Genomic DNA, 25,370 nt, shown 5'->3' with positions numbered 1-25,370 from the left:
AGGTTCGAGCGGTTCGGTGTCCGATGGCACCGGTGCGGGACCGCCGAACGTCATTCGGGTACGAGCGGTTCGGTGTCCGGTGGTACCGGGATGGTGAGGATCTCGCGGAGGAGGGTGCGTGCGGCCGGGGTGAGGGGGCGGGTGGCGTCCCAGTGCACGGCCACGCGCCGGCCGCTGGGCGCGTCGAGGCGGCGTACCCGCACGCCGCGCGTGTCGGCCGTGGACACGGCCAGCCGGTTGGTCACGCCGATCCCGAGGTTGGCGCGTACCAGCGAGATCAGTGTCTGCGGCTGGTTGGTGGCCTGTACGGCCTCGGGCTCGAAACCCTCCCCCCTGAACGCCTGGTAGGTCTCGAAGCCGAGCGCGGAGGAGCCGAGGCGGCCGATCGTGATCAGCGGGTACGCCGCCACGGCGGCCACCGGCAGCGGGTCGGGTAACTCCGCCAGTGGGTGACCGGGAGGATGCACGACCGCGAGCGTCTCGTCCCACAGCGGCCGCCAGCGTACGGAAGGCCCGGCGGGAGGCGCCATCGGGCGCAGGTAGACGTCGATCTCGCCGGCGGTCAGGGCGGCGTCCAGCTCCAGCGTCGCCCGCTCGACGAGCACGACCTTGATGGCGGGCCGGGTGCGCGCCATGTGCTCGAGCAGCCTCGGCACGAACGCGGCGCCGGCGCTCGGATAGCTGCCCAGTGTCACCAAGCGGCGGGCGGAGCCGCGGCGCGCGGCCATCGCCTCCTCCGCGTTGCCGAGCTGGCGCAGGATGGTGCGGGCGTGCTCGGCCAGCACCGCGCCCGCCTCGGTCAACTCCACGGGCCGCTTGCTGCGGTCGAACAGTGACACGCCCGCTTCCCGCTCCAGCGCGGCCACATGCGTGCTCACCCTGGGTTGTGAGCGGTGCACGGCCTCGGCGGCCGCGCTGAAACTGCCGGTGTCGATGACGCCTAGAAACGAGACGAACCACTCGAGACGGAGCTCCGGTCGCAACATGCCCCATGCTCTAACCCAGCCCGGCGGCGGCAACAAGGCCCGGCGGCGGAAGCGAATGAGCCGGGATCCGTTTTCCGAATATTCGTATCCGTAACGTGCGCTTAACACGAAACCTGGTCACTCATAGGCTCACTTTCATCCCGGCCTCGCGGAACCAGCCCAGCCTCGGAACCAGCCCAGCCTCGGAACCAGCCCAGCCTCGCGGAACCAGCCCCCACCTCCCCCTTGCCGTCCGCTCCGGTGTGCTCGTGGACGGTGCAACACCCCCGAGGAGCCTGCATGACCGCATCCCCCGCTGTTCAGACGACACCCGCGGGACGGGTCAGATGGACGATGATCTGGCTCGCCTTCGGCTCCATCACGATCAACTACCTGGACCGGGCCAACCTCGGGGTGGCGCTCCCGTACATGACCGAGGACCTCGACCTGTCCAACACGGCCACCGGGCTGCTGCTCGGGGCCTTCTTCTGGACGTACGCCGCTTTCATGCCCGGCGCGGGGTGGCTGGTCGACCGGTTCGGGCCACGCAGGATGATGGCGTTCGCGCTGGCCGCCTGGTCCATCGCCACCATGCTGGTCGGCGCGGCGACCGGGTTCGTGGTGCTGCTGCTGATCCGGCTGCTGCTCGGGGCCGTCGAGTCGCCCGCGTACCCGTCGAGCTCGCACGTCGTCGCCCGCTGGTTCCCCACCCGCGAGCGAGGCCTCGCGGCCTCGATCTTCGACAGCGGCGGCCGGGCGGGCACGGCGTTCGCGCTGCCGATCACCACCGCGATCGTCGCGCTGCTCGGCTGGCGCGGGTCGTTCGTCGCGGCCGGCGCGGTCGGGCTGATCTACTGCGCGATCTGGCTGAAGTTCTACCGCGACCCCGACGAGCACGCCAAGCTCACGCCCAGCGAGCGCGCCTACATCCGCGACGGCGGCGGCAAGGAGGCCGGCGAATCGGTCCCGCCGATGCCGTGGGCGCGGTTGTTCCGCTACCGCACGGTGTGGGGCATGGTGCTGGGCTTCTTCTGCCTGTCGTTCGTGCTGTACTTCTTCATCACCTGGTTCCCGTCGTACCTGGTGGACGCGCGCGGCTTCAACCTGCTCACGCTGGGCTTCTTCGGCATGATCCCGGCTCTGCTCGCGATGCCCGCGCAGTGGTTCGGCGGCTGGGTGCAGGCGCGGCTGATCGGCCAGGGCCGCAGCGTCACCTACGCCCGCAAGTTCCCGCTGATCATCGGGCTGGTCCTGTCCTCGGTGATCGTGTTCGCCGGGCTCGTCGAGGACGCCTGGCTGGCGCTGGCGCTGCTCGCCCTGTCGCAGAGCGCGCTCTGCTTCGCCGCCTCCAGCCTGTGGGCGCTGCCTGTCGACGTCGCCCCCACCACGGCGAACGTCGGGTCGCTGGCCGGCATCCAGGGATTCGCGTCCAACGTGGCCGGGTTCGTCAGCCCGCTCGTCGTGGGCATCCTGCTGGACTCCTTCGGCGGGTCGTACATCGTCCCGCTGGCCGTCGCGGGCGGTGTGTCGCTGCTCGGCGCGCTGGTGTACGGCGTGGTCATCCGCAGGATCGTCCCGCTCGGCAGCGACACCGTCACCACGACATGAAGCACGCCGCGAAGCGCGGCGCGAACCTCCATCTCCCCCGACGGCCCCGACGGGGGCCGACAGACTCCCGACGACGAGGAGACATTCCGCATGCCCCCATACTCCGAGGACGTCCTGGAGGCGTTCCGTTCCATCGCCACCGCGTCGGTCGCCGACGCCGTCGAGCAGCACGGCGTCCGCGGCTACCTCTCCGGCGCGGTCGGGCAGGTCACGCCGGGCGCCCGCACGCTGGTGGGGCCCGCGGTGACCGTGCGGGAGGTGCCGACGTCGGAGTCGCAGCCGCCGGCGCACGCGCTCGCCGCCATCGACGAGTCCCCCGCGGGCAGCGTCGTGTGCATCGACGCGGGCGGCGCCGACGTGGCCGTGTGGGGCGGGCTGATGACGGCGGGCGCGGTCGCCCGCGGGATCGCGGGCTGCGTGCTCGACGGCGGCGTACGCGACGTCACCGAGATCCAGCGCGACTACCCTGGCTTCCCCGTGTACGCCCGCTCCAGCGTGCCCGCCACCACCCTGGGCCGCTACCGCACGGTCTCGCTCAACCAGCCCGTCGTGCTGGGCGAGGTGACCGTGCACCCGGGCGACCTGGTCGTGGCCGACCGCGACGGCGTGGTCGTCATCCCGCGGGCGCTGGTCGAGGACGTGCTGCGGACCGCGCTGGAGATCGAGGAGCGGGAGAAGGAGCAGACGCGGCTCATCATCGCCTCGGGCTCGCTGCGCGACGGGCTCGCCAAGTACAACCGGATCTGAGCCGATGCCGCACCCGCAGATCCTGGCCCTCGGCGAGCCGTTGCTGGAGTTCAACGCCGCGGCCGAGGGTTCGCTCGATGACGCCGCCGCCTTCCACCTCGGCTTCGGCGGCGACACCTCCAACATGGTGATCGCCGCCGGCCGGTCCGGCGCCGCCGCCGGATACCTCACCCGCGTCGGCGACGACGCCTTCGGCCACGCCCTGCTGCGGCTGTGGAAGAGCGAGGGCGTCGACGTCCGGCACGTCACCTGCGAGCCGGGCGGCGCCACCGGCATCTACTTCGTCACCCGGCACGGCGAGGGCAGGCACGCCTTCACCTACCGCCGCGCCGGATCGCCCGCCAGCCGCCTGTCGCCCGCTGACGTGCCCGGGCAGGCCGTGGCCGAAGCCCGGATCCTGCACCTCAGCGGCATCACGCAGGCGATCAGCGCGTCGGCCTGCGACGCCGCGTTCCACGCCATCGACGTGGCCGGACGGTCGGGCACCCTCGTCTCCTACGACCCCAACTACCGGCCCGCCCTGTGGCCGCTGGAGCGGGCCCGCGCGGTGGTGCTGCGCACCGCCGAGCTGGCCGACGTCGTCCTGCCCAACCTGGAGGAAGGCCGCCTGCTCACCGGCCTGGAGGAGCCGCGCGAGGTGCTGGCCGCGTTCGCCAGGCGGGGGCCGTCGATCGTCGCGCTGAAGATGGGCGCGGACGGCGTGCTGCTCGGCACCGGCGACCGGGTCACGCACGTGCCCGCGCACCCGGTGACGGCGGTGGACGCCACCGGCGCGGGCGACACCTTCGACGGAGCCTTCGCCGCCCGGCTCCTGGACGGGGACTCCCCCGTCGAGGCGACCGGGTACGCGGTGGTCGCCGCCGCCCTCACCACCACCGGGCCCGGCGCTGTGGGCCCCATTCCGCATCGTGACACCGTCCTGGCAGAAAGGTCACCCACGTGACGGAGAACCAGAGTTCCCGCCGTACCTTCCTCAGGCGCTCCTCCTCCGTGGCCGCCCTCTCTGCGGCCGGGCTGGCGGGCGCCGCCCTGCCCACCACTGGGCCCACCACTGGGCCCACCACTGGGCCCACCACTGGGCCCACCACTGGGCCCGCCGCCGCCGACCGCGGCGGGGACCGGCCGTTCCCCAAGCTCAAGTGGCCCGAGCAGGTGCAGGAGGGCCGGGACACGCCCAAGCTGTGCCAGTGGTTCTCGCGCGACCCCGACGAGGCGACCGTGCGCCGGTGGCGTCAGGCCGGGGTGAACGGCGCCCTGGTCACCGACGTGCCCGACGTGCCGTGGCAGGCCGAGGAGCTGAAGGCCGACAGGGAACGGCTGGAGGGGTACGGGCTGCACGTCACCGCGTACCTCATCAGCGCACCCGACGCGGTCGTGCGCGGGCAGGACGGCCGGGACCAGGCCATCGAGGACATCAAGCAGTCGCTGAAGGCCGCCGGGCAGGCGGGCATCCCGGTCGTCGAGTACAACTGGTACGTCCACCGCCTGATGGAGGGCTACTACGAGGAGCTCGACACCGGCGCGCGGCCCGGCGCCGGCTACACGGCCTTCGACCTGGACCGCGAGGTGGACGGCGGCAAGGTCAGGGACCTGCCGCGGCCCGAGGGCGTGCCGGCCTTCACCCGCGAGCAGCTCTGGGAGCACTACGAGCACTTCCTGCGCGAGGTGATCCCGGTCGCGGAGGAGGCCGGGGTGCGCATGGCGGTACACCCCAACGACCCGCCCGCCGAGATCAGCCGAGGCAACCCGCAGATCATGGGGTCCGTGGCCGACTGGAAGCGCATGGTCGAGACCGTCGACAGCCCGTCGAACGGCATGACGGTGCACGCCGGGGTGACCGCCGAGGTCGGTTTCGACGCGGTGACGTTCCTGCGCTGGATGGGCGGCAAGGACCGGGTCAACCACATCCACTACCGCAACGTGCGGGTGGACGAGCCGCGGGTGAAGTACGCCGAGGTGTTCCCCGACAACGGCCAGACCGACATGTTCGCCTTCATGCGCGAACTGGTCCGTCAGGGCTACCACCTGGGCATCCTGGCCGAGCACCCGCGCGCGCTGGACTTCGACAGGGAGAACGGCTCGACCTCGGGCAACCAGTACGAGGACGTCGGCGGCGGCGGGCACGGCGGCGAGCTGTACGACACCGGGTACGCCCGCGCCATGATGCAGGCCGCGCTGATCATGGAGCGCGGGACGTTCGAGGATGACTGAACTGCTGCTTGGCCCGGCCGCGCGCCGCGCCCTGCTGCGCGGAGTGGACACGGTTGCCGCGGCGGCCCGGGTGACACTCGGCCCGCGAGGCCGGGCGGTGGTCCTCGACGGCCCGGTGGTCACCCATGACGGAGCGTCCGTGGCCAAGGCCGTGGAGCTCGCGGACCCGTACGAGAACATGGGGGTCTCGCTCGTCCGCGAGGCGGCGAGGGCCACGCGGCGGGACGCGGGCGACGGGACGACCACGGCGATCGTGCTCGCGCAGGCCATCGCCGCCGGTGGTGCGCGGGCGATCGCCGCCGGCGCCTCGCCGGTGGCGGTCTGCCGGGGCATCTCCCTGGCGGTCGACGCGGCCGTCGCTTGGCTGGAACGGGCGGCGCGGCCGGTCGGCGGCGAGCGCGAGACCGCGGCGGTGGCGGGGAGCGCGGCGCGGGACGCCGAGCTGGGGTCGCTGATCGCCGGCGCCTTCGCCAAGGTGGGGGCCGACGGGTCGATCTCGGTCGAGGAGGGCCCGGGGCTGGAGACCGAGCCGCGCTTCGCCGACGGGTCGCGTTTCGACCATGGGTTCCTGAGCCCGTTCATGGTCACGCACCCGGAGCGGATGGAGGCTGTGCTGGAGGATGCCTACCTCCTGCTGCACCACGGGAACATCACCGCGCTTGGCCGGCTGCTCCCGCTCATGGATCGGGTGGCGGCGACCGGGCGGCCGCTGCTCGTGGTGTCCGGCGAGATCGCGGGCGAGGCGTTGTCCGCGCTCGTCATGAACAAGCTGCGCGGCACGCTGCCGTCGGTGGCGGTGCGGGCGCCCGCGCTGGGCGAGCGCCGTCACGCCCGGCTGGGCGACCTGGCGGCGCTCACCGGCGGGGAGGTGGTGACGGCCGAGAAGGGTTCCGCGCTGGAGTGCGCCGGGCTGGAGATGCTGGGGCGTGCTGCCCGGGTGGTCGTCACCAAGGACTCGACGACGGTGATCGGAGGTGCGGGTACGGCCGGGGCCGTGTCGGCGCGAGTCGCCCGGCTGCGGCGCGAGCTGGGGCGGGCCGGATCGGACTTCGACCGCGAGGTGCTGCGGGAGCGGCTGGCGAAGCTGGCCGGTGGGGTGTGCGTCGTGCGGGTGGGGGGCGCCACTGACGTGGAGCGGCGCGAGCGCGTCCGGCGGGTGTCGGACGCGGTGGCCTCCACCCGGGCCGCCCTGGAGGAAGGCGTCCTCCCCGGCGCCGGCGCCGCCCTCGCCCACGCGACCCCCGCCCTCGACGCCCTGCTCGACACCCATCAAGGCCCTGACACACCACCACTCACAGCCCCATGCCCACCCACGACCGCTGCGACGAACGGCCCACCGACCCGCGACCCCCACGAGCAAGCCGGGGCAGCCGCCGTGCGCGACGCCGACGAGCGGGCCGGGGTGGTCGCTGTGCGGGACGCGCTCGCTGCTCCGCTGCGGTGGATTGCGAGGAACGCGGGCGCGGACGGGTCGGTGGTCGCTGCGGAGGTCGCGCGGTTGCCGGACTGGCACGGCTGGAACGCGGTCACGGGCCGCTACGGCGATCTGGTCGCGGACGGCGTGCTCGATCCCGTACGGGTGCCGCGCACGGCACTGCGGAACGCCGCGTCGGTGGCCCGGCTGCTGCTGACCGCCGAGACCCTGGCCGCCGACCGCACGCCCCGCGATCCGGACGCCGTGAGCTGGCGCCGCCGCGGCCACGGCCACGGTCACTGGAACGGGCACGGAGACGGGCACGGGCACAGGGACGGGCACGGGCACAGGGACGCGGACGGGCATGGGGGTGGGGGCGGGCGTTGATTCGAATGGCCCTCATCCCCGTCCCGCATGATCGATGGCGGAGAGCCCGGCCGGGGGTTGAATCGCAGATGTCGGCACCCTCAGCGGGGAGGATCAGAGTGAACGAAGCACAGGGTCCGGGCGGCGCCGAGGACGGCCGCACCGTGGTCGTCATCGGCGGCACCAGCGGCATCGGTGCGGCCGTGGCCGAACGCTTCGCCGCGTCGGGAGCCGAGGTGATCGCCGCCGGACTCGGCGCCGACCCGGCCGCGCACCCCCCGCCAGGCCCGGCCGCCGGACAGCCCCCGCACAGCCCGGCGACCAGACCACAGGCCGGACAGCCCCTGCCCAGCCCAGCGGCCGGACCGCAGAACGGCCCGCACAGCCCAGCGGAAGGGCCGCAGAGCGGCCGGCCGCTGCCCGGCGCTGTGCGGGCGGTTGAGCTGGATCTGACGGAGCCCGGCGCGCTGGAGGGGTTCCTGGGCGGGCTCGGCAAGCTGGACGTGCTGGTGAACGCCGCCGGGGTGATCGCCAGGAACGCGGAGTACGACCCGGAGGTGTTCGCCCGCGTGATCGACGTCAATCTGACCGGCACCATGCGGGCCTGCGTCGCGGCCCACGACCTGCTGCGCCGCTCCCGGGGATGCGTGGTGAACGTCGCGTCGATGCTCAGCTTCTTCGGCGGCCCCAAGTCGCCCGCGTACACGGCGAGCAAGGGCGGGGTCATGCAGCTCACCAAGGCGCTGGCGGTGGCGTGGGCGGCGGAGGGCATCCGGGTCAACGCGGTGGCCCCCGGCTGGATCCGTACCGCGCTGACGGCCGCCCTGCACGAGGACGGCGCGGCGGCCAGGCGGATCGTCGAACGCACACCGATGGGCCGCTGGGGCGAGCCCGGGGACGTGGCGGGGGCGGTCGCGTTCCTGTGCGGCCCCGACGCCCGGTTCATCACGGGCGTGGTCCTCCCGGTGGACGGCGGCTACCTCGCCGCATGACGACCGACCTACGAGTCCAGACAGACACAAGGAGCAGCTCATGAGTGCAGCGCAGGGCCCCGTGATCCCGATCTCCTCCGTGGTGCCGCCGGAGATCGCCGTCGCGGCCGTCCCCGAGGACGAGCGCGTGTGGGTGCCGCAGGCGCCTGACGTGTGGTTCAGGCCGCTGATGTTCAACACGGTCATCGGCCAGTGGTGCAACCTGCTCAAGGTCACCGCCGCGGGCATCGTCTCCAGGCACCGCCATCCCGGCGCGGTCTTCGGATACGTGATCAAGGGCAAATGGCACTACTACGAGCACGAGTGGGTGGCCGAGGCCGGCCATTTCGTCTACGAGCCGCCGGGCGAGATCCACACCCTGGCCGTGCCGGACGACTGTGCCGAGATGATCACGTTCTTCAACATCACCGGCGCGATGGCGTACGTCGACGAGAACGGCACGCAGATCGGCTACGAGGACACCTTCACCAAGATCGACATGTGCCGCGCGCACTACGAGAAGGTCGGCCTCGGACCCGACTACGTCGACCAGTTCATCCGCTGAAGTCCGTCTAATACGGGTGTGCGCCGTTCGTCCCTCGCGGTAGGCTCCGGTGCCGCGGCGAGGGAGCGGGGCTGATGGACATCCGAAACGTGCACCACTATCGGATCGACTGGATCGTCAGCTTCGTGGCCGTCGCCCACCACGGCGGCTTCTCGGCCGCGGCCAAGGCGCTCTACCGCTCGCAGCCACGGGTCAGCAGCCACGTCGCCGAGCTGGAACGCCTGCTCGGCGCGCGGCTGCTCGATCGTTCCCTGCACCCCACGGTGCTCACGCCGGAGGGCCGCGCGCTGCTGCCGCACGCCGAGGAGATCCTGCGCAGGCTCAGCATGCTCACCGAGCTGACCGGAGGCGTCGTACGCGGCGAGGTGCGGCTGGGCGCCTACCCCAGCGCCGCCTCCTACCTCTATCCGCTGGCCGTGCGGGCACTGCGTGTGACGCACCCGCACGTGCGGATCGTCCTGCGCGAGGGGCCGAGCGTGGCGCTGGGCGACGACCTCGTCGAAGGCGGCGTCGACCTGGCGATCCGGCCGCTCCAGCCGCTCATCAACTCCGACGAGGTGGTCAGCCAGGTGCTCTGGCGCGAGCCGCTGGTGGCCGTCTTCCGCGACAACCACCCGCTCGCGCACGCCGGCAGCGTGCGGCTCACGCAGATCGCCTCACTGCCGGTGGTGACCATCGGCGAGAGCGGCGAGGGACACGGCCGCCAGTACGAGGCCAACCTCGCCTTCGCCATGGCCGGCCTCAACCCGGTCATCGTGTCCCGTACCAACCAGCCGCAGACCCTCATCTCCCTGGTACGCCACGGCATGGGCACCGGCATCACGAACTGCCTGGCCATGACCACGGCCAACACCGACGGAGTCACCCTGGTGCCTGTCGCCGAGCCGTACTGCGAGCGGGTCGTGGCGGTGTGGTGGCGCGCGAACGCGGTGGTGTCACCGGCGGTGGAGGCCGTCCGCCAGACCCTCGCGACCCTGCCCGCACCCCACTGGCCCTGGGACGAGCAGCGGCCTTGAGAGCTCCCCCGCACGGCAACGGCTCCCGCCTCTCGCGAGGGGCGGGAGCCGTTCTTCCCGTGTGGGTCAGTGCTCGCCGGCGCCGTCGCCCCTTCCGGAGCCCGGCTTCCAGGCCTGCGCGGTCCTGCCGTTGAGGTCCCAGACCACCTCGCCGCCGCGGACGGTCAGCTCGCAGACCAGCTTCTCCTTGCCGTCGATCCTGAATGCGAAGCTGTCGACGAACCCGAACTCGCCCTTCTCCAGCGTGAACACCGAGATGTCGGCCGGCGCGCCCACCGACAGGTGCCCCAGCTCCTCGTGTCCGATCGCCTGGGCGGGCCGCCAGGTGGACGCCGCCACCACGTCCTTGAGCGGCATGCCGAGGGCGAGGAACTTCGACATGACGTTCGCCATGTCCTTCATGCCGGAGTTCATGCTGGTGATGTGCAGGTCAGTGGAGATGGTGTCGGGCAGGAAGCGTTCCTTCATCGCCGGTACGGCGACCTCCCACGCGAAGCTGCCACCGCCATGACCGACGTCGAACAGCACGCCCCGCTCGCGACCGGCGTGCATGCCCGGGTTGAGCTTGCCGTCCTCACCCAGCTCACCGCGGTTACCCGAGTAGGCGTGGGAGTAGATGTCGCCGGGCCGCAGCTTCTCGGTCAGCAGCTGGTCGAGCGGCCGCTCTGGCCGGTTGGCGCCGAAGTCGACCATCACCGGGACGCCGGCCTTCTCCCCTGCCTCGACGGACCGCTCCACCGGATCCCATTCCGGGCCCTCGTAGTGAGCGGTCTTGATGCCGACGATGACGTCGGGGTTCCGCATCGCGACCTCGGCCGCCGGGCCCGCCTGCATGTCGTTCAGGTCCTGCTCGAAGTCGCCCCCGGCCATGCCCTTGCCGACGATGTTGAGAAAGGCCAGCACGCGGGTCTTCGAACGGTCGATGACGTTCTTCTTGAACTCGGCGAAGTTCGACGCGCCGGACGAGCCGGTGTCGACGGCGGTGGTGACTCCCGCGCGGAAGGTGAACCCGTCAGGCGCGACGCTCTGGTAGCCGTTGGAGTAGGCGTCCTCCGGGCCGGCGAACAGGTGCGTGTGCAGGTCGATGAGGCCCGGGGTGACGTAGTCGCCCTTGGCGTCGACCGTCCGCTCGGCGTCCTGGGCGTCGATGCGCTCCCCGACCATGGCGATCTTGCCGTCCTTGACGGCGATGTCCCTGACCGCGTCGATGCCGTTCTTCGGGTCGATGACGTGGCCTTGGCGGATCAGGAGGTCGTACTGCGGCTCCTGGGCCCGCGTGGTGGCCGCGGCGGTGGAGGCGCCGACGACCAGGGTGAGAACCGCGGGGATGACGGCCCGGCCGGCTCGCGATCGAAGATTCATGTCCGTCCTTTCAGATGACGGCGATGCAGTCGATCTCGACGAGGGAGTCACCGGGGATGCCGGCCGCCGCCGCGATCGTCGTACGCACTCCCGGCTCGGGGCCGAACCGGCCCTGGTACACCTCGTTCATGGCGTCGTAGTCGGCGAGGTCGTTCAGGTAGACGTTCACCTTGAGGACGTTCGCCATGGATGAGCCGACGGCTTCGAGGTTGCGCTCCAGCTCGCTCAGCACGTGCTCGGTGTGGGCGCGGATGTCGCCGTCGAAGTGCGCGCCGATGCCGGACAGGAAGACCAGGCTCCCGTAGGTGACGACCGGGCTGAACAGGGGATCCTCCGGCGGCTCCGAACCCGGGTAGTGGACTTCTTTCTTCGGCTTGCGGTCCCTGGATTCACGGTCGTCCGCGGCGGCCGGGGCGGCGCCGGCGATGACCGGGATGGCGGCGGCCGCGGCGACGACGGGGGCCTTGCGGATGAAGTTCCTGCGGTTCTCTGTCAACACTTCCTCCTTCGTCCACGCCGGACCGGCGTGGGTCGGTTCCATCGGGGGACGGCGATGGCGCGGCCTGGCCCTTCGGCTGCCGCACCTGGCCGTCCGGACCTGGGTCAGGCGCCGCGCGTGGCCGTCCAGGTGGCCTTGAGGTACTCGCCCATGTCGAGTTCGCCGTTGATCGCGTCGCCCTTGACGGTGCCGGTGAACGTGAAGTCGAGCGAGTCGCCGTGCTCTTCGCCGTACGTGCTGCGGACGCTCACCGTGTCACCGCTGACCGTGCCCGTCAGCTTCCTTTCGACGAAGTCGCCGGTGTGCGAGCCGGTGACGGTGGCGCCGTCCTGGGAGAGCCGCAGCCGGTGGGCGTCCGAGCTGCCGGCCAGGTACTTGATCTGCAGGGACCAGTCGCCGCTGACGTCGACCGTGGGCGGCTTGTCCGGCTCAGGCGGCTCCGGGGGGTTCTTCAGCAGCTTGACGAGTTCCCTGGCGATGACCTTCTCGTCGCCGGGCGTCAGCATGTAGGGCGTGATGGACACTCCGGTCGTGCCGTCGCCGCTCGCGGGGTTCAGCGCGATGCGCGGCTCGCCGTCGTAGAGGGTGTCCGTCACGGTCTGGCCGGACACTCCGAGCCGTTCCTCGTCCCACAGCACGTTCAGCGACGGGGTCCGGTTCGACAGGCCCTCGGGCTGCACGATCGAGGTGGTCACGGTGGGGATGCCGGACACCTGGCCGGCGATGTCCTTGAGCCAGCCGGTCCACCGCTGGTACTCCGCGTCGTGGTCGCGCCGTACCCACATCTCCACCGCCATGAGCATCCCCATGGCCTCTTCCTTGCCGACCTTGAAGCCGCGCGCGAAGCCGTGGTGGGGGGCGCTCTGCACCCACGCGGCCCTGACCAGGCCCTCGCGGCCGAGCAGCAGGCCCGCCGACTGAGGGCCGCGGATGGCCTTGCCGCCGCTGTAGGCCACCAGGTCCGCGCCGTAGCCGAGGTGCACGTTGGGGACGGTGAGGATCTCCGCCGCGGCGTCCACCAGCACCGGTACGCCCTTGGGCTTCGCGACCTCGGCGATGACCTTGGTGTTGATCTCGCTCTCGTCGACCTTCGGTCCCGCCATGATGTAGACCAGCGCGGTCTGGGGGCCCATCGCCGCCTCCAGTTCGGCGCGGGTCGACACCTCGACGACCTTCAGCCCGACCGCGCTGACCGCCGCCTCGTAGACGTTGCGCGAATGCTTCGGGATGATCACTTCCGTCTTCTCGAACCCGGTCAGGTCGGGGATGCGTATGTGCAGGTCGGGGTTGCCGCCGGCCACGCAGGCAGCCGTCGCGTGCGTGAGCGCGGCAGAGCAGCCGGAGCTGACCAGGCCGAACTCCGAGCGGGTCAGCTCGCCGAGGCGCTTGCCGACGGCGTCGGCCAGTTCGTCCAGGTGCACGTACTGCCTGGCCGCCGCGTCGACGGCCGCGCGCACCTCGGGCAGCATGAGCGAACCGCTGAGGATGGTGAACGTGCCGCGCGCGTTGATCAGCGGGCGCACGCCGATCGCCTCGTAGACGTCCTTCGCCTTGTCCGGCGCGCCGGGGGGCGCGGTCCCTGCTCCGGCGGCGGCCACGGCCGCCTCCGCCGGACCGGCGAGCAGCGGGCCCAGCGCGAGCACGCCGCCCATGCCGGCACCGAGTCCCAGGATCCTACGTCGAGAGACAGCATCAACAGCCACGTGACCCCCAGCCAGTCCATGTCTTATCGGCCTGACCAGAACGGTAGGTAGTGGTGTGATCCGTGTTAAGCGCGTCTTTTTGATGACACTATTCGACATGGGAATAGTGGCACCGTACGGGGAACCATCACCCGCCATCCGGATGACGAGGGCGCACGCCGTCGACGTCGACGAGGAGGTGCTGAGGTCCCCGCAGGTTCGCGGTGTGGCGGTAGGGCGGTGGATCGGTCACCAGTTCGGGGTTGATCAGCCGGCGCGTGAGCTCGGTCAGCGCGAGCTGGGTCTCCAGCCTGGCGAGGGGCGCGCCGAAGCAGTAGTGGATGCCGCCGCCGAAGCCCAGGTGCTGGTTGTCGTGGCGATCGGGGTCGAAACGATCGGGGTCGGCGAATCGGTCGGGGTCGCGGTTGCCCGCGGCGAGTACCAGGACGATGACCGCGCCTTTGGGGATGGTCGTGCCGGCGATGTCGATGTCGGCGAGCGCACTGCGCCGCGGGCCGGGCATCTGGATCGGCGGCTCGTAGCGCAGCAGTTCCTCGACCACGCGTACGACGAGGCCGGGCTCGTGGCGCAGCCGTTCCAGCACCTCGGGATGGCGCAGGAGCGTGAGCATCCCGTTGGAGATGAGGTTGACGGTGGTCTCGTGGCCCGCGACGAGCAGCAGGGCGGCGGTGGCCAGCAGGTCGGGACGCGGCATCTCGCCGTCGGCGACGAGGGCGGAGAGCAGATCGTCACCGGGTGCCCCGCGACGCGATTCGACCAGCTCGTTAAGGTATCTACCGAGTTGGGCCATGGTCTGGAAGCGTCGAGTGTTCCGCTCGACCAGGGTGCCGGTCGACGGGTCGTTGGTCCCGATCAGGATCTGTGACCAGTGGTGGAACGTCGGCTCGTCCCGCCGGGGGACTCCGAGCAGCTCGCAGATCACCGTGACGGGGAGCGGGTAGGCGAAGTCGTCCACGATGTCGATTCGGCTCTTGCCGGCGAATCCGTCGATGAGATCCGAGATGAGCCGGTCCATCTCGGGTGCCAGGCCGCTGATCCGGCCAGGGCAGTGCGGCGGCCCGAAGTATTTCATCGCCATGGACCTGAGCCGGTCGTGGTCGGGTGGATCACGGCGGATGAACTCCGGCGGCAGCTCCGAGGTCTCCTGGATGTCGGCGATCTCGGGTACGTTGCGCAGGTCCGAGCTGACGCGCGGGTCGTGGAGCAGCGCGACGATCTCCCGATAGGTGCTGACCACGTAACTGCCGTCCGGTTGCCGTGCCACCGGCGTCCTGCGCAGCTCGGGGAACAGCCGGTACGGGTCGGCCCGGTTGGAGTAGTCGAGAAACTGTTCGTAGGCGCCGGCCGCTGTCATGACGCGGCTCCTCCTCCCCCGTGATACGCCTGATGTGTCACTCGCGCCCGCTCACCAGCGTGGCACGCCGTTCGTCCGGATCGTGGCCGGTCACCACCACGGTGGCGTCATGAATGGCCGAGACCCGCTCCGGGATCCCCGCCGGCACGGGGCGTGCGCCGGCCCCGCGTCGCAGCCCACGCCCCACACGCCGGCGGCCAGCCCGGAGCCCTCCAGCCATTCGACGTTGCGTTCGGCGCCGAGCGCCACCACCGCCACCGCGGCGTCGACCGTGCTCCCGTCGGACAACCTGGCTCGGCGCAGCCGTCCGTCCCCGTCTCCTTCCAGCGCCGTCACCGTCACCCCGCAGCGCAGGTCCACGCCGTGCTCGCGCTGGACGTCCGCGGCGATCGCGCCGATCACCTCGCCCAGCGCCCCGACCAGCGGCGCCGGGCCCCGCTCCGCGACGGTCACGGCCACCCCCAGGTCCCGGCAGGCGGAGGCGATCTCCGAGCCGGTGAAGCCGCCGCCGATCACCAGCACCCTGTCGACGCCGTCACACAGCCGCCGCCGTAGCTGGGCCGCGTCCTCACGGCCGCGCAGCACGAACACCCCGTCCAGCGCGGCCTCCGCCGGGTTCGGCCACGGGCGGGCGCGTACTCCGGTGGCGGTCAGCAGCCGATCGAACCCGACGTGCCGGCCGTCGGCGAGCAGCACCCGCTTGCCGGCCGAGTCCAGCCCGGTCGCGGGGGTGCCCAGCAGCCAGTCGGCGTGGAGTTCGCCACGCCGGGGCAGCATGGTCTCCTCCGCGACCACCTGCCCGCTCAGGACCTGCTTGGACAGCGGCGGCCGGTCGTAGGGCTCGCCCAGCTCGTCCCCGATCAGCGTCAACGACCCCTGGTAGCCCTCCCTGCGCAGCGTCGCCGCGGCGCGCAGCCCGGTCAGCGAGGTGCCGACGATGACGATGCGGCCGACCCGATCAGGCGTGCTCCCGTCGTCGGCGATCCCGGACTCGCCGGCCTTCTTCGTGGACTTCTTCGGGCGTCCGAGCGCCCCCCACTCATCGATCACCATGGCTTGGACCGGGCAGGCCGCGACCGCTCGCATGACCTGCTCGCGCTTGCCGTCGCCGGGATTGAGCTCGTACATCAACGCTTCGGAACCAGCCATCCTGAACACGTCAGGCGCGGCGAAGGCACACTGCCCATAGCCCTGGCACCGCGTGAGATCGACGACAACTCTCACCGCAACCGTCCCCCTCCGACCACGATGATCACGCCATGGGCCCGGGAATCCCCCATTCCCGGTTGTGATCGCTGATGTCGGCTTCTTCTCACGCTAGCAATTTCCCTCGCACGGCCTGTAGGGGACCCATGGCGCCGACAGGACTGCTGGAAAATTCTTCGTGGCGGGATGTCGTTGGGGAACTCGATGCCGCCGGCCACCTCACGCACCACCCCGTCCGGCGTGATCAGCGCGATGTAGCCGGGCACGAAGCCCGCACGCTCCCGCCAGGGGACGTCGTCGGCGTAGTCGTCGAGCTTGTCCAGGAAGGCCGTGAAGTCGAAGTCCGCGCCGTTGACGTAGACGTTGCCGCGCCCGTCCACGACGCGGCGACTCGCCGATGACGAGATCGGACAGCAAGACCTGTGGCATGACAAGCCTCCTCGTGTGTCGTGAACTGTCACCTTTCACACGAACGGCGGATCCCCATATCGACACCGGCGAGCCTGAGCCCGCCGGGGGCCGTACCAGAGCGGACTTTTCGTGGAAACGTATCCACTCAGAGGGATATCTCTTGACAGTTAAACCATGTCATGCTGCGATCATTGCCGAGTAAACGGTTAAACAGCTGTACACACCTGCCTCCGAGCCCCGCGACCCTTCCAGGAGTCCTTTGTCATGCCGCTGCGCCTCCCCTCGCCCGACGAACGACTGTCCGGCCACACCGGCTGGACCCGGACGCACTGGGAGGCCGTGGCGGATCACCTGCTGGCGTCCGTGGTGCCGTACGCGACGGACGGGTTCGCCCAGTTCCGCCTGCCCGGCGGGGCGAGCCGGTCGGGGCCGGTGAGCGACGGTCTCGAAGGCTTCGCCCGTACGTTCCTGCTGGCCGCGTTCAGGATCGCCGGCGCGGGTGGCGACGTGCCGCCCGCGCTGATCGAGCGGTACGCCGGTGGTCTGACCGCCGGGACCGATCCGGCGCATCCCTACGCCTGGCCCGCGCTGACCGACATGTCCCAGCAGCTCGTCGAGGCGGCCTCGGTGGCGCTGGCGCTGCACGAGACCCGCCCATGGCTGTTCGACCGGCTGTCGGCGGCCCAGCGGGAGCGGGTGGTGGACTGGCTGGCGGACTTCGTCGGGAAGCGCACGCCGGACAACAACTGGGTGCTGTTCCGGGTGATCGTCGAGCAGTTCCTGGCCGAGGTGGGCGGGCCGTACGAACCGGGCGAGATCACCGGCGGACTGGAGCGGATCGAGGACTGGTACGCCGGCGACGGCTGGTATTCCGACGGCCAGGGCAAGAACTTCGACTACTACGGCGGATGGGCGCTGCACCTGTACCCGTCGCTGTGGGCGCGGATGGCCGGCGACACCGCCCGCCAGGAGCTGTACGCGGCCCGGCTGCGCCGCTTCCTGGAGCAGTACCAGCACTTCTTCGCCGCCGACGGCGGCCCGATCCACCAGGGGCGGTCGCTGACCTACCGGTTCGCCACGGTGGCGCCGCTGTGGCTGGGCGCGCTGACCGGCGCCTCTCCCCTGCCGCCCGGCCGGACCCGGCGCATCGCCAGTGGTGTGCTGCGCCACTTCGCGGAGCGGGGCGTGCCGGACGAGCACGGGCTGCTCACCCTCGGCTGGTACGACCCGTTCCGGCCCATCGCGCAGGACTATTCGGGTCCGGCGTCGCCGTACTGGGCGAGCAAGGCGTTCCTCGGCCTGCTCCTGCCTCCCGGGCACCCGGCCTGGACGGACCCCGAGGAGGCGGCACCCGTCGATCTGGCCGACCACGCCGTGGCGATGCCGGCGCCCGGCTGGCTGCTGCACGCCACGCGCGCCGACGGCGTCGTACGGCTGGTCAACCACGGCAGCGACCGCGACCGCGTCCAGGACCAGGACGGCCCGCCCGACCCCCACTACCTCAGGTTCGCCTACACCAGCCACACCGGACCCGAGCTCGGCGAGAAGGCGCAGGGCGTGGACAACCACCTGGCCGTCATCGCGCCAGACGGGACGTCCTCGCTCAGGCGGCGCATCGAACCGCTGGCCGTCTCCGACCGGTTCGCCGCCTCGGCCTACCGGGACGGTCCCGTCCGGGTGGTGACCGCCTCCGTGGTCCACGGAGCATCGGAGATCAGGATCCACCGGGTCACGGCCCCCGCCGGGTGCCAGGTGCGCGACGGCGGCCACTCCCTGGCCGCGGGCGCCCCGCTCGATCTGGGGGACGGGGACGGTGTGGCGCTGGCCCTGCGGCCGGACGGGCTGAGCAGCGCCGTGCGCGGCCTGCACGGCTACACCGGCTCGGGGCTGGCGACGGCGCAGGGCGCCAACGCCTTCGGCACGCACTCGGCGACGCCGTACGTCATCGCCGACGCCCATCCCGGAGGCACCGCGATCTACGTCAGTCTCGTGCGGCTCGCGAGGACCGGACAGGAGCCGCCCCCGCCGGGCGTACACGTGGAGGGCGACCTGGTTGTCCTGGCTCTGCCCGGCGGGGAGACGGTGAAGGTCCGCCTGGGCGACGTCCCCGCGTGCGAACGCGTCCCCGCCCGGCGTTGATCCAGGCCCGCGGTTCGCTGGGATCGGGCGGACGCGGACCCGCGCAGGCGGTGTTTCAGACCTCCTGCCGGGCCGTGCGCCATTCCGGCGCGAGCACCGACCAGATCTCCATGTCGAGCCGCTTTCCCCGATAGGGGTAGCTCTCCCGCAGAACGCCGTCTCTGGTCATCCCGAGTCGCCGGGCCACGGCGATGCTCGCCTCATTGCCGGACGAGACCACCCACTCCACGCGGTGGATGCCGCGCTGCTCGACGGCCCAGTCGATGATCATCCGGGCGGCCCCGGTCACTAGCCCCTTGCCCACCGCCGACGGCTCCAGCCAGCAACCCACCTCGGCGGTGCCCCGCTCGACGTCCATCGTACGGAAGAGGACCCCGCCGACCAGCTTGCCGTCCGCCCAGATGCCGTAGATCCGCGCGGTGTCGGCCGCGGCCTGGTCGGCGTACGCCTGGAGGTAGGAGCGGCTCGGCTCCAGATCCGTGACCTTGTCCGGCAGCGCGATGTGCCACCCGATGAACTCCCGGCCCCGGTCCATGTGCTCCAGGAACGTGGCGGCCTGCCACGGCTCGAGCGGACGCAGCTCCGCGCCGTCGTCACCCAGGGATATAACGCGGGTGGCCGGTGAGGAGGGCCAGCAGCAGGCCGATCGCGAAGCCGGCGCAGACCAGCGCGGCCAGGCCGTTGAACCGGCGCTCGACGGCGGCGGCCATCAGCACGCGGACGAGGGCGGCCGCCGCGGCCGGCGACAGCGAGGTCTCCTCGTCCATGCCGGACCAGCGACAGGCGTAGTAGACCGCGACGGGCAGGACCACGTCCGGGACGAGCGTCACGATGTCGCGCCCTGCCATCCTGAACCGTCTGATCTCCAGGCCGGGAGGGCAGTCGCCGAGGAACATCCGCAGGCTCTCCGGCAGCTCGCGGCGGCGCTCGTAGAGTGCGGTGACGGCGGGCTGGGCCCGGCTCGCGAGCACGCCGTCCTCCGGGATCGGGCTCTCGCCGAGGAACTGACTTCTGTGCGTGGCCAGCACCTCCCCGAGGTACGGCAGGTTGCCTGGGCAGGGCGGTGGCGCGCGGCGAGGCCAGGCCCGCCGCGCTGAGGCCCCGCGTGGCGACCGTGCCTGTCCTCCTCCTGCGCCAGGAATATCTGATGAACCCGGACGCGAGCATCTCCGAGGAGACCCTCACCGAACTGGTCGACGAGGTCTTCCTCCCCATGGTGAGGCTCTGACCGACCTCAGACGACGAGGTCCTCCTGCCCATGTGCGGCTCTGCCGGGCGCCTCACGCCCTGCGGGGGGCGCCACAGGCCCTGCCGGACGCCTCAGACGAGGTGGTCGCGGCCCGATGGGCCGCCCGCGAACGAGGCCGCAGCCCGCGTGGCGGTGTCCAGGGCCCGGCGCCCGGTGCTGGCCAGTCCCAGGACCAGGATGCCGACGCCGAGCCCGAGCACCAGCCACCACACGCCGTGTTCCGCGTCGGTGAACGCCGTCCCGCCGCGGGCCAGGGCCGATCCCACGATCGTCCCGGAGATCGCGACGCCCAGCGTGGTGCCGGTCTGCCGGCCGGCGGAGGACAGCGAGGTGGCCAAACCGGCCATCGAACGGGGCATTCCGGAGACCGCCGTGTTGGTGATCGGCGGGTTGACGGTGCCCAGGAAGACGCCGAACAGCAGGTAGATCGCGAGCACGTACGGTAGCGGGGTGGCCGGGCCGAGCCAGAGAGACGCGCCGCCGCCCAGTGCCAGCGCGGCCCCGGCGACCACCAGCGGCAGCCTGGGACCGCGCGCGCCGACCAGCCGGCCGGTCAGCGGGGAGAGCACCACGATCAGCACCCCGACAGGGAGCAGGCACAGACCGGCCGTGAGCGCGGACATGCCGCGTACGTCCTGGAGGTATTGGGTTGTCACGAACAGGAACGCGCTGAACCCGCACAGGGCGAAGAGCGCCGTCAGGATCGCCGAACTGAACGGCACGCTGCGAAAGAGGCGCAGCTCGAGCAGCGGGTCGGCGCGGCGTGGCTCGTAACCGAGGATGCCCAGCGCGCCGAGCACGGCGACGGCGAGCGAGCCGAGGACCACCGGCGAGGTCCAGCCCGACCCGCCGGACTCGATGACCGCGTAGACGACGCCGCTCAGCATCACGATCATCAGGCACTGGCCCACCGGGTCGAACCGCCGCGCCCGCACGGCACGGGACTCGGGCACGAACAGCGCGGTGAACACGATCGCGGCGGCCGCGATCGGCACATTGATCCAGAAGATGAAGTGCCAGCCGAAGCCGTCGACCAGGGCGCCGCCGAGGATAGGGCCCAGCGCCAGCGACAGGCCGGACATCGAGCCGAACACGCCGATGGCCCTGGCCCGCTCGGCCGGGTCGGGGAACGTGGTGGCGACGATCGCCATCGCCACCGGGTTGAGCATCGTGCCGCCGACGGCCTGCAGCGCACGCGCCGCGATCAGCCAGCCGACGCCCGGCGCGAGGCCGCACAGCAGCGAGCCGAGCCCGAAGACGGCGAGGCCCACCTGGAAGACGCGCCGGCGTCCGACCCGGTCGGCGGTGGACCCGGCCAGCACCAGGAAACCGGCCAGCACCAGCGTGTACGCGTCGACCGTCCACTGCAGGCCGGACACCGAGGCGCCGAGGTCGCCGCGAATCGCCGGCAGCGCGACGTTGACGATGGAGATGTCCATGACCACGACGATCATGCTGGCGCAGCAGATGGCGAGCACCAGAAGCCGCCGGCGCCTGCTGAGCTCGCCGGCCGTGGCCTGGAGCGGCGTTGAAGAACTCATGACCCACGACGCTAGGATTTAGAGCATGCTCGAAGTCAAACCGCGGCCGGCGCGCTCCGACCCCCAGGCGGGCCTAGCATCGCCGAGGCCGCCCACCGCACCGGCGTCAGCGCCCACACCCTGCGCTATTACGAACGCGCCGGCCTGGTCGTCACCCCCGTCGACCGCACCGCCGGCGGGCGGCGCCGCTACCACCAGCTCGACCTGGACTGGATCACCGTCTGCACCAGGCTGCGGGCCACCGGCATGCCCATCAGGACCATCCGGCGCTACGCCGAGCTCGTGGCCGCCGGGCACGGCAACGAAGAGGAGCGACTCGCCCTCCTGGAGGCCCACAGCGCCGACGTGGCCGCCAAGCTCGCTGAGGTACAGGAAAACCTCAAGCTCATCGACCACAAGATAGACGTCTACCGAGGCCGGCTCGCCGCCGGCGACGCCGACCGCCTATGGGCCCCCGGCCGCCGCACGGCCACCGGCTGAGCACGGCACGGATGCCGGCTGAGCACGGCACGGATGCCGGCTGAGCACGGCACGGATGTCGGCTGACCGCCGCGTGGACGCCGGCTGAGCACGGCGCGGACGGTCAGTCCTCGAGGGTGAGGGCCTGGACCGGGCAGCTGCGCACGGCCTCCTCCACGGCGGCCCGCAGCTCCGCGGGCGGCCGCTCCCGCAGGATGATCGCGGTCCCGGCCTCCTCGTCCAGGTCGAAGACGTCGGGCGCGGTCAGCATGCAGTTGCCGTACGCCTGGCAGTTCTGGGTGTCGAGAATGACGCGCATCAAAGGGTTCCTTCCGGATCGGCGCTCAGAGGAAGATCGCCAGGTTCTTGGTGCCGAGGGTGGCCTGGTCGAGGACCACGCGGCGGCGGGCGATCCGGAGCCGGCCGCCCTCCAGCCGCAGGAGGTCCTGACGCTCCCCGGACAGCAGGTCGTGCGTGCCGCGGTCGCCACGGCTGCGGTAGAGGAGCAGGTAGCTGCGTGCGGCGAACTCCTCCACGCTCTCGCCCCAGACGACCTTGACGTTGGTGACGAACCGCCTGGTGAAGGAGGGCGGGTCCTCGGCCCAGGCGACGTTGGTGCCCAGCCGGCGGACACGCAGGCCGAGGCTGGTCTTGTTCTCGTCGAAGTGGAAGATGTCGTCCACCACGTCGGGGTTGCCCAGCCGCCGGGTGATCCGCACGGGCACGCGGTATTCGGTGTCGTCGGTGAACTGCTCCAGCCACTCGTCGAAACGCCGGGAGTCGAGCAGCTCGGCCTCGTCCACCAGGAAGTCCTGGACCGCGATCCGCAGCTCCAGCGGCACCCGCGCGGCGGGCGTGAAGCCGGCCAGCAGGCCGGGGTCGATCGTCACGGTCATCGCGTCTCACCTGCCACCAGGTCGAGCCAGCGGCGGTAGAACGACCGGGCCGCGGCTTCGTTGAACTTGCCGTCGTAGACGGTCCCGAGGCCCGGGAAGTCGCGCATCGGCTCGCGCCCGATGCCCATGCCGTAGTGCAGCATCACGGGCTCGTCGAGCGTCAGGGCGATCTGGGAGTTGCGCGTCTGCGCCTCCCAGTTCTCCGTGTCGTCCTGCTCCAGCATCCCGGAGGTGCCGAAGGTCTGGATGTACGCCTTGCGCCCCAGCTCCTTCCACCACTCGGGCGCCCCCTTCTCGACGAGGTGCCACGACCACGCCTGGATGCTGTCGGGCCCGATCGGCTGCCACTGCCGCAGCGTCATGCCGGTGACCCGGCGCCCGCCGAACTCGATGACGTTGGGGATGAGGAACGACAGGTTGGGGAAGACGTTGCCGTGGAAGTTCTTGATCCGGTCGAGCAGGGCGAGCTGGTCGGGCGACAGGTTGCGCTCATATTCCTGGCGCAGCTCGGGTGGATACCACGGCCCGTCGTCCTGCACCCCGATGCCCAGCCCGTGGCCGTTGCCGGCGTCGACGTGGTAGCCGAGCCGGCCGAAGTCGACCCCGCTGACCAGGCCGAGCTTGGCGAGGAAGGCATGCGTGGTGGCGGTGTGGTAGGCGTCGGAGGCGAAGTTCTCGGCGGGCAGCTTCCAGGCCGTTGGCACGATCCAGCGCTGCGGCGTGCCGACGACTTCGAACTCGGCCCGGCCGACCAAGATGTCGAGATACCAGGTCATGGCGCCGAGGAAGTCGGCGAGCGGCTCGGCCGCGCGGTTCCAGGTGGCGAAGATCAGCCCGCCGTAGGCGTCGCTGCGGGCCTCCACGAGCCGCAGCGACTCACGGTCCAGCCCTTCTGAGTAGGCGAAGCGCTGGTACGGCGCGCCGAGGAACGAGCCGTCGTTGCGGAAGGTGAAGCCGTGGTACGCGCAGCGCCACGACGGGCCGTTGCCCAGGTCCTCGCAGGCCAGCTTCATGCCGCGGTGCCGGCACGAGTTGAGGAAGACCCGCACCTTGCCGTCGTCGCCCCGGGAGACGATCACGTTGGCCTCGCCCATGTCGCGGACCACGAAGTCGCCCGGCTTGGGGATCTCCGACTCGTGCGCCACGAAGAGCCAGGCACGGCCGAACAGCCGCTGCAGCTCCAGCCGGTAGACGTCGGGGTCGGTGTGCACGTACGCCGGGATGAGGCCTTCCTCCGGCAGCACCGTCTTGTGGAGCCGCTCAGCGGTCTCCGAGGGAGTTTCCATATCTATCGCCCGCACTCGTGGTTTCTGGTGTGTGTCAGTCAACTTGCTGCTCCAAGGTGCTTTTGCCGGTCACCGGGCCGCGGCCGGCTGCTGAGGGGTCGTGAGGAGGCGCCGATAGGGCAGCAGCGCACGGGCCGTGCCGCCGGTCACCGCGCCGACCAGTGCGCCCGCGCGGCGGTATTCGGCCACGAAGCGGCCGCTCGCCGGGTCGCCCTCGACCAGCCGCGTCTCGTCGGCGAGGGCCGGGAGGCCGACGCCCTGGAGCCGGATGCCGAACTGGTCGCTCCAGAACGACGGGATCGGGCTGCACGGCGCGGCGGCCGGGCCGTGCAGCAGCCGCCGCGCCGCGGTCGCCGCCTGCTCCGCGGCGTTCGTCCAGTGCTCCAGCCGCAGCAATTCGCCGCCGAGCATCGGGTGGGGCCAGCGGACCACGTCGCCGGCGGCGACCACCCCGGGCAGGCCCGCGACGCCCAGCCCGGCGTCGCAGACCACCCCGTCGTCGAGGCGGGCGCCTGAGCCCCGCAGCCAACCGGTCTCCGGGGCGGCGCCCACCGCCACGACCAGCACGTCGGCCGGCAGCACGCGGCCGTCGGCGAGGACGACCTCCGCCACTCGCCGGCCACCGCGCACCTCCTCGACGGTGGCGGGATGCAGGATCCTGACACCGTGGTCGGCGGCGCGCGCCGCCGCGCCGGCGGACAGCGGGCCCAGGGCGCGGGCGAGCACGGGGTCGGGGGTGACCAGGGTGACGTCGAGGCCGAGCGTCCGGCAGCTCGACGCCACCTCGGTGCCGATGAAGCCGCCGCCCAGGATCACGACGGACGGGCGGCCGGCCAGCGCGCTCCGCAGGGCGACCGCGTCGTCCAGGGTGCGCAGCGTGAGGACGCCGTCGAGGTGATGCGGGATCGAGGGGATGCGGCGGGCCGTGGCCCCGGTGGCGACGACCAGGCCGTCGTAGGGGACCCGTCGCCCGCTCGCCAGCACGACCTCGCGGCCCGCGGCGTCCAGGGCGACGGCGCGCTCGCCGAGGTGCCAGTCGGCCGCGAGGCCGGGCTGCTGCCGCAGCGCCACCGCCGCGGGCTCGGCCGTCCCCGTGAGCACGCCCTTCGACAGGGGCGGGCGGTCGTACGGCAGGTGGGTCTCCGCGCCGATCACGTCGATCCGACCGGCGTAGCCCTCGCGGCGCAGCGCCTCGACGGTACGGAGCCCGGCGAGCGAGGCGCCCACCACCACTACGGAGTGCATGGCTGAAAACTGTATACAGAATAACGCCGAGTTGGCAACGGTCCCCCGGCGAGCTGTGGGCAGGTCAGCCCGCCGTCAGGGCGCCGTCGGGACGCGCGGTCAGGGCGGGCAGCCAGGGCGGGCAGTCGGGACGGGCAGTCGGGACGCGCGGTCAGGG

Annotated in this window: 25 protein-coding genes; 11 read left to right on the top strand and 14 right to left on the bottom strand. The window is 71.7% G+C overall.

Features of this window, described 5'->3' with window-relative positions:
- Window positions 1-50: 50 nt before the first annotated feature.
- Window positions 51-986, bottom strand: a complete 936-nt coding sequence (locus tag ITP53_RS00955; RefSeq protein WP_195893325.1) for a LysR family transcriptional regulator — start codon at window positions 984-986, stop codon at window positions 51-53.
- Between the two features lie 279 nt (window positions 987-1,265).
- On the opposite strand from ITP53_RS00955, the gene ITP53_RS00950 reads away from it, so the two are divergent.
- The 8 genes from ITP53_RS00950 to ITP53_RS00910 all read left to right on the top strand — a co-directional run bounded on the left by ITP53_RS00950 (window position 1,266) and on the right by ITP53_RS00910 (window position 9,863).
- Window positions 1,266-2,573 carry an MFS transporter gene (locus tag ITP53_RS00950; RefSeq protein ID WP_195893324.1) on the top strand — a complete coding sequence of 436 codons (1,308 nt, stop codon included), beginning with the start codon at window positions 1,266-1,268 and terminating at the stop codon, window positions 2,571-2,573.
- A 90-nt stretch (window positions 2,574-2,663) separates the two neighbouring features.
- Entirely contained in the window at window positions 2,664-3,320 is a 657-nt protein-coding gene (locus ITP53_RS00945) for an RraA family protein (RefSeq protein WP_195893323.1), read from the top strand.
- 4 nt (window positions 3,321-3,324) lie between these two features.
- Window positions 3,325-4,263 (top strand): sugar kinase, encoded by a 939-nt coding sequence (locus tag ITP53_RS00940; RefSeq protein WP_195893322.1) that lies wholly within the window; start codon window positions 3,325-3,327, stop codon window positions 4,261-4,263.
- Complete coding sequence (locus ITP53_RS00935) at window positions 4,260-5,531, top strand: mannonate dehydratase (RefSeq protein WP_195893321.1); 1,272 nt, start codon at window positions 4,260-4,262, stop codon at window positions 5,529-5,531. The genes ITP53_RS00940 and ITP53_RS00935 overlap by 4 nt, the downstream gene beginning before the upstream one ends.
- On the top strand, window positions 5,524-7,332 hold the full coding sequence (locus tag ITP53_RS00930; protein WP_195893320.1) for an Hsp60 family chaperonin: 1,809 nt from the start codon (window positions 5,524-5,526) through the stop codon (window positions 7,330-7,332). Before ITP53_RS00935 ends, ITP53_RS00930 begins: the two co-directional genes overlap by 8 nt.
- Window positions 7,333-7,430: 98 nt before the next feature.
- Window positions 7,431-8,303 carry an SDR family NAD(P)-dependent oxidoreductase gene (locus ITP53_RS00920; protein ID WP_328813593.1) on the top strand — a complete coding sequence of 291 codons (873 nt, stop codon included), beginning with the start codon at window positions 7,431-7,433 and terminating at the stop codon, window positions 8,301-8,303.
- A 40-nt stretch (window positions 8,304-8,343) separates the two neighbouring features.
- Window positions 8,344-8,847: a 2,4'-dihydroxyacetophenone dioxygenase family protein gene (locus ITP53_RS00915; protein ID WP_195893319.1), complete on the top strand. Its 504-nt coding sequence runs from the start codon at window positions 8,344-8,346 to the stop codon at window positions 8,845-8,847.
- 74 nt (window positions 8,848-8,921) lie between these two features.
- A complete protein-coding gene (locus ITP53_RS00910; RefSeq protein WP_195893318.1) occupies window positions 8,922-9,863 on the top strand; it encodes a LysR family transcriptional regulator in 942 nt (313 codons plus the stop codon).
- A gap of 66 nt (window positions 9,864-9,929) precedes the next feature.
- On the opposite strand, the gene ITP53_RS00905 is transcribed toward ITP53_RS00910, so the two are convergent.
- The 6 genes from ITP53_RS00905 to ITP53_RS00880 form a co-directional block, all read right to left on the bottom strand.
- Entirely contained in the window at window positions 9,930-11,225 is a 1,296-nt protein-coding gene (locus ITP53_RS00905; RefSeq protein WP_195893317.1) for an amidohydrolase/deacetylase family metallohydrolase, read from the bottom strand.
- Window positions 11,226-11,235: 10 nt separating this feature from the next.
- Window positions 11,236-11,721 (bottom strand): RidA family protein, encoded by a 486-nt coding sequence (locus ITP53_RS00900; RefSeq protein ID WP_207755384.1) that lies wholly within the window; start codon window positions 11,719-11,721, stop codon window positions 11,236-11,238.
- Between the two features lie 107 nt (window positions 11,722-11,828).
- Window positions 11,829-13,376 carry an aminotransferase class V-fold PLP-dependent enzyme gene (locus tag ITP53_RS00895; protein WP_207755383.1) on the bottom strand — a complete coding sequence of 516 codons (1,548 nt, stop codon included), beginning with the start codon at window positions 13,374-13,376 and terminating at the stop codon, window positions 11,829-11,831.
- Window positions 13,377-13,554: 178 nt separating this feature from the next.
- Complete coding sequence (locus ITP53_RS00890) at window positions 13,555-14,781, bottom strand: cytochrome P450 (RefSeq protein ID WP_195893315.1); 1,227 nt, start codon at window positions 14,779-14,781, stop codon at window positions 13,555-13,557.
- A 90-nt stretch (window positions 14,782-14,871) separates the two neighbouring features.
- On the bottom strand, window positions 14,872-16,005 hold the full coding sequence (locus ITP53_RS00885; RefSeq protein ID WP_207755382.1) for an FAD-dependent oxidoreductase: 1,134 nt from the start codon (window positions 16,003-16,005) through the stop codon (window positions 14,872-14,874).
- Window positions 16,002-16,367, bottom strand: coding sequence for a hypothetical protein (locus ITP53_RS00880; RefSeq protein ID WP_195893314.1), 366 nt, complete (start codon window positions 16,365-16,367; stop codon window positions 16,002-16,004). The genes ITP53_RS00885 and ITP53_RS00880 overlap by 4 nt, the downstream gene beginning before the upstream one ends.
- 295 nt (window positions 16,368-16,662) lie before the next feature.
- On the opposite strand from ITP53_RS00880, the gene ITP53_RS00875 reads away from it, so the two are divergent.
- A complete protein-coding gene (locus ITP53_RS00875; protein WP_195893313.1) occupies window positions 16,663-18,537 on the top strand; it encodes a DUF2264 domain-containing protein in 1,875 nt (624 codons plus the stop codon).
- 55 nt (window positions 18,538-18,592) lie between these two features.
- Here ITP53_RS00875 and ITP53_RS00870 read toward each other — a convergent pair whose 3' ends face one another.
- A complete protein-coding gene (locus tag ITP53_RS00870) occupies window positions 18,593-19,144 on the bottom strand; it encodes a GNAT family N-acetyltransferase (RefSeq protein WP_195893442.1) in 552 nt (183 codons plus the stop codon).
- A complete protein-coding gene (locus ITP53_RS00865; RefSeq protein WP_195893312.1) occupies window positions 19,131-19,565 on the bottom strand; it encodes a DUF3159 domain-containing protein in 435 nt (144 codons plus the stop codon). Before ITP53_RS00865 ends, ITP53_RS00870 begins: the two co-directional genes overlap by 14 nt.
- Before the next feature lie 77 nt (window positions 19,566-19,642).
- On the opposite strand from ITP53_RS00865, the gene ITP53_RS58925 reads away from it, so the two are divergent.
- Window positions 19,643-19,765, top strand: a complete 123-nt coding sequence (locus ITP53_RS58925; RefSeq protein ID WP_268960875.1) for a hypothetical protein — start codon at window positions 19,643-19,645, stop codon at window positions 19,763-19,765.
- A 92-nt stretch (window positions 19,766-19,857) separates the two neighbouring features.
- Here ITP53_RS58925 and ITP53_RS00860 read toward each other — a convergent pair whose 3' ends face one another.
- The gene (locus tag ITP53_RS00860; RefSeq protein WP_195893311.1) at window positions 19,858-21,327 is read right to left on the bottom strand and encodes a DHA2 family efflux MFS transporter permease subunit; all 1,470 of its coding nucleotides are present in this window, start codon (window positions 21,325-21,327) and stop codon (window positions 19,858-19,860) included.
- 78 nt (window positions 21,328-21,405) lie between these two features.
- Here ITP53_RS00860 and ITP53_RS58920 point away from each other — a divergent pair, with 78 nt between their 5' ends.
- Entirely contained in the window at window positions 21,406-21,807 is a 402-nt protein-coding gene (locus ITP53_RS58920) for a MerR family transcriptional regulator (protein WP_195893441.1), read from the top strand.
- 103 nt (window positions 21,808-21,910) lie between these two features.
- Here the strand turns inward: ITP53_RS58920 and ITP53_RS00850 are convergent, their stop codons facing one another.
- The 4 genes from ITP53_RS00850 to ITP53_RS00835 all read right to left on the bottom strand — a co-directional run bounded on the left by ITP53_RS00850 (window position 21,911) and on the right by ITP53_RS00835 (window position 25,213).
- On the bottom strand, window positions 21,911-22,105 hold the full coding sequence (locus tag ITP53_RS00850) for a ferredoxin (protein WP_195893310.1): 195 nt from the start codon (window positions 22,103-22,105) through the stop codon (window positions 21,911-21,913).
- 25 nt (window positions 22,106-22,130) lie between these two features.
- Complete coding sequence (locus ITP53_RS00845) at window positions 22,131-22,682, bottom strand: aromatic-ring-hydroxylating dioxygenase subunit beta (protein ID WP_195893309.1); 552 nt, start codon at window positions 22,680-22,682, stop codon at window positions 22,131-22,133.
- Complete coding sequence (locus tag ITP53_RS00840) at window positions 22,679-23,968, bottom strand: aromatic ring-hydroxylating dioxygenase subunit alpha (protein ID WP_195893308.1); 1,290 nt, start codon at window positions 23,966-23,968, stop codon at window positions 22,679-22,681. Before ITP53_RS00840 ends, ITP53_RS00845 begins: the two co-directional genes overlap by 4 nt.
- Window positions 23,969-24,037: 69 nt before the next feature.
- A complete protein-coding gene (locus ITP53_RS00835; RefSeq protein ID WP_195893307.1) occupies window positions 24,038-25,213 on the bottom strand; it encodes an NAD(P)/FAD-dependent oxidoreductase in 1,176 nt (391 codons plus the stop codon).
- Window positions 25,214-25,370 lie beyond the last annotated feature (157 nt).

The sequence above is a fragment of the Nonomuraea cypriaca genome (assembly GCF_015645445.1).
GTDB classification, from domain to species: Bacteria; Actinomycetota; Actinomycetes; order Streptosporangiales; family Streptosporangiaceae; genus Nonomuraea; species Nonomuraea cypriaca.
The sequence above is the reverse complement of the archived record's forward strand: the minus strand, read 5'-3'. Positions and strand labels throughout refer to the sequence as shown.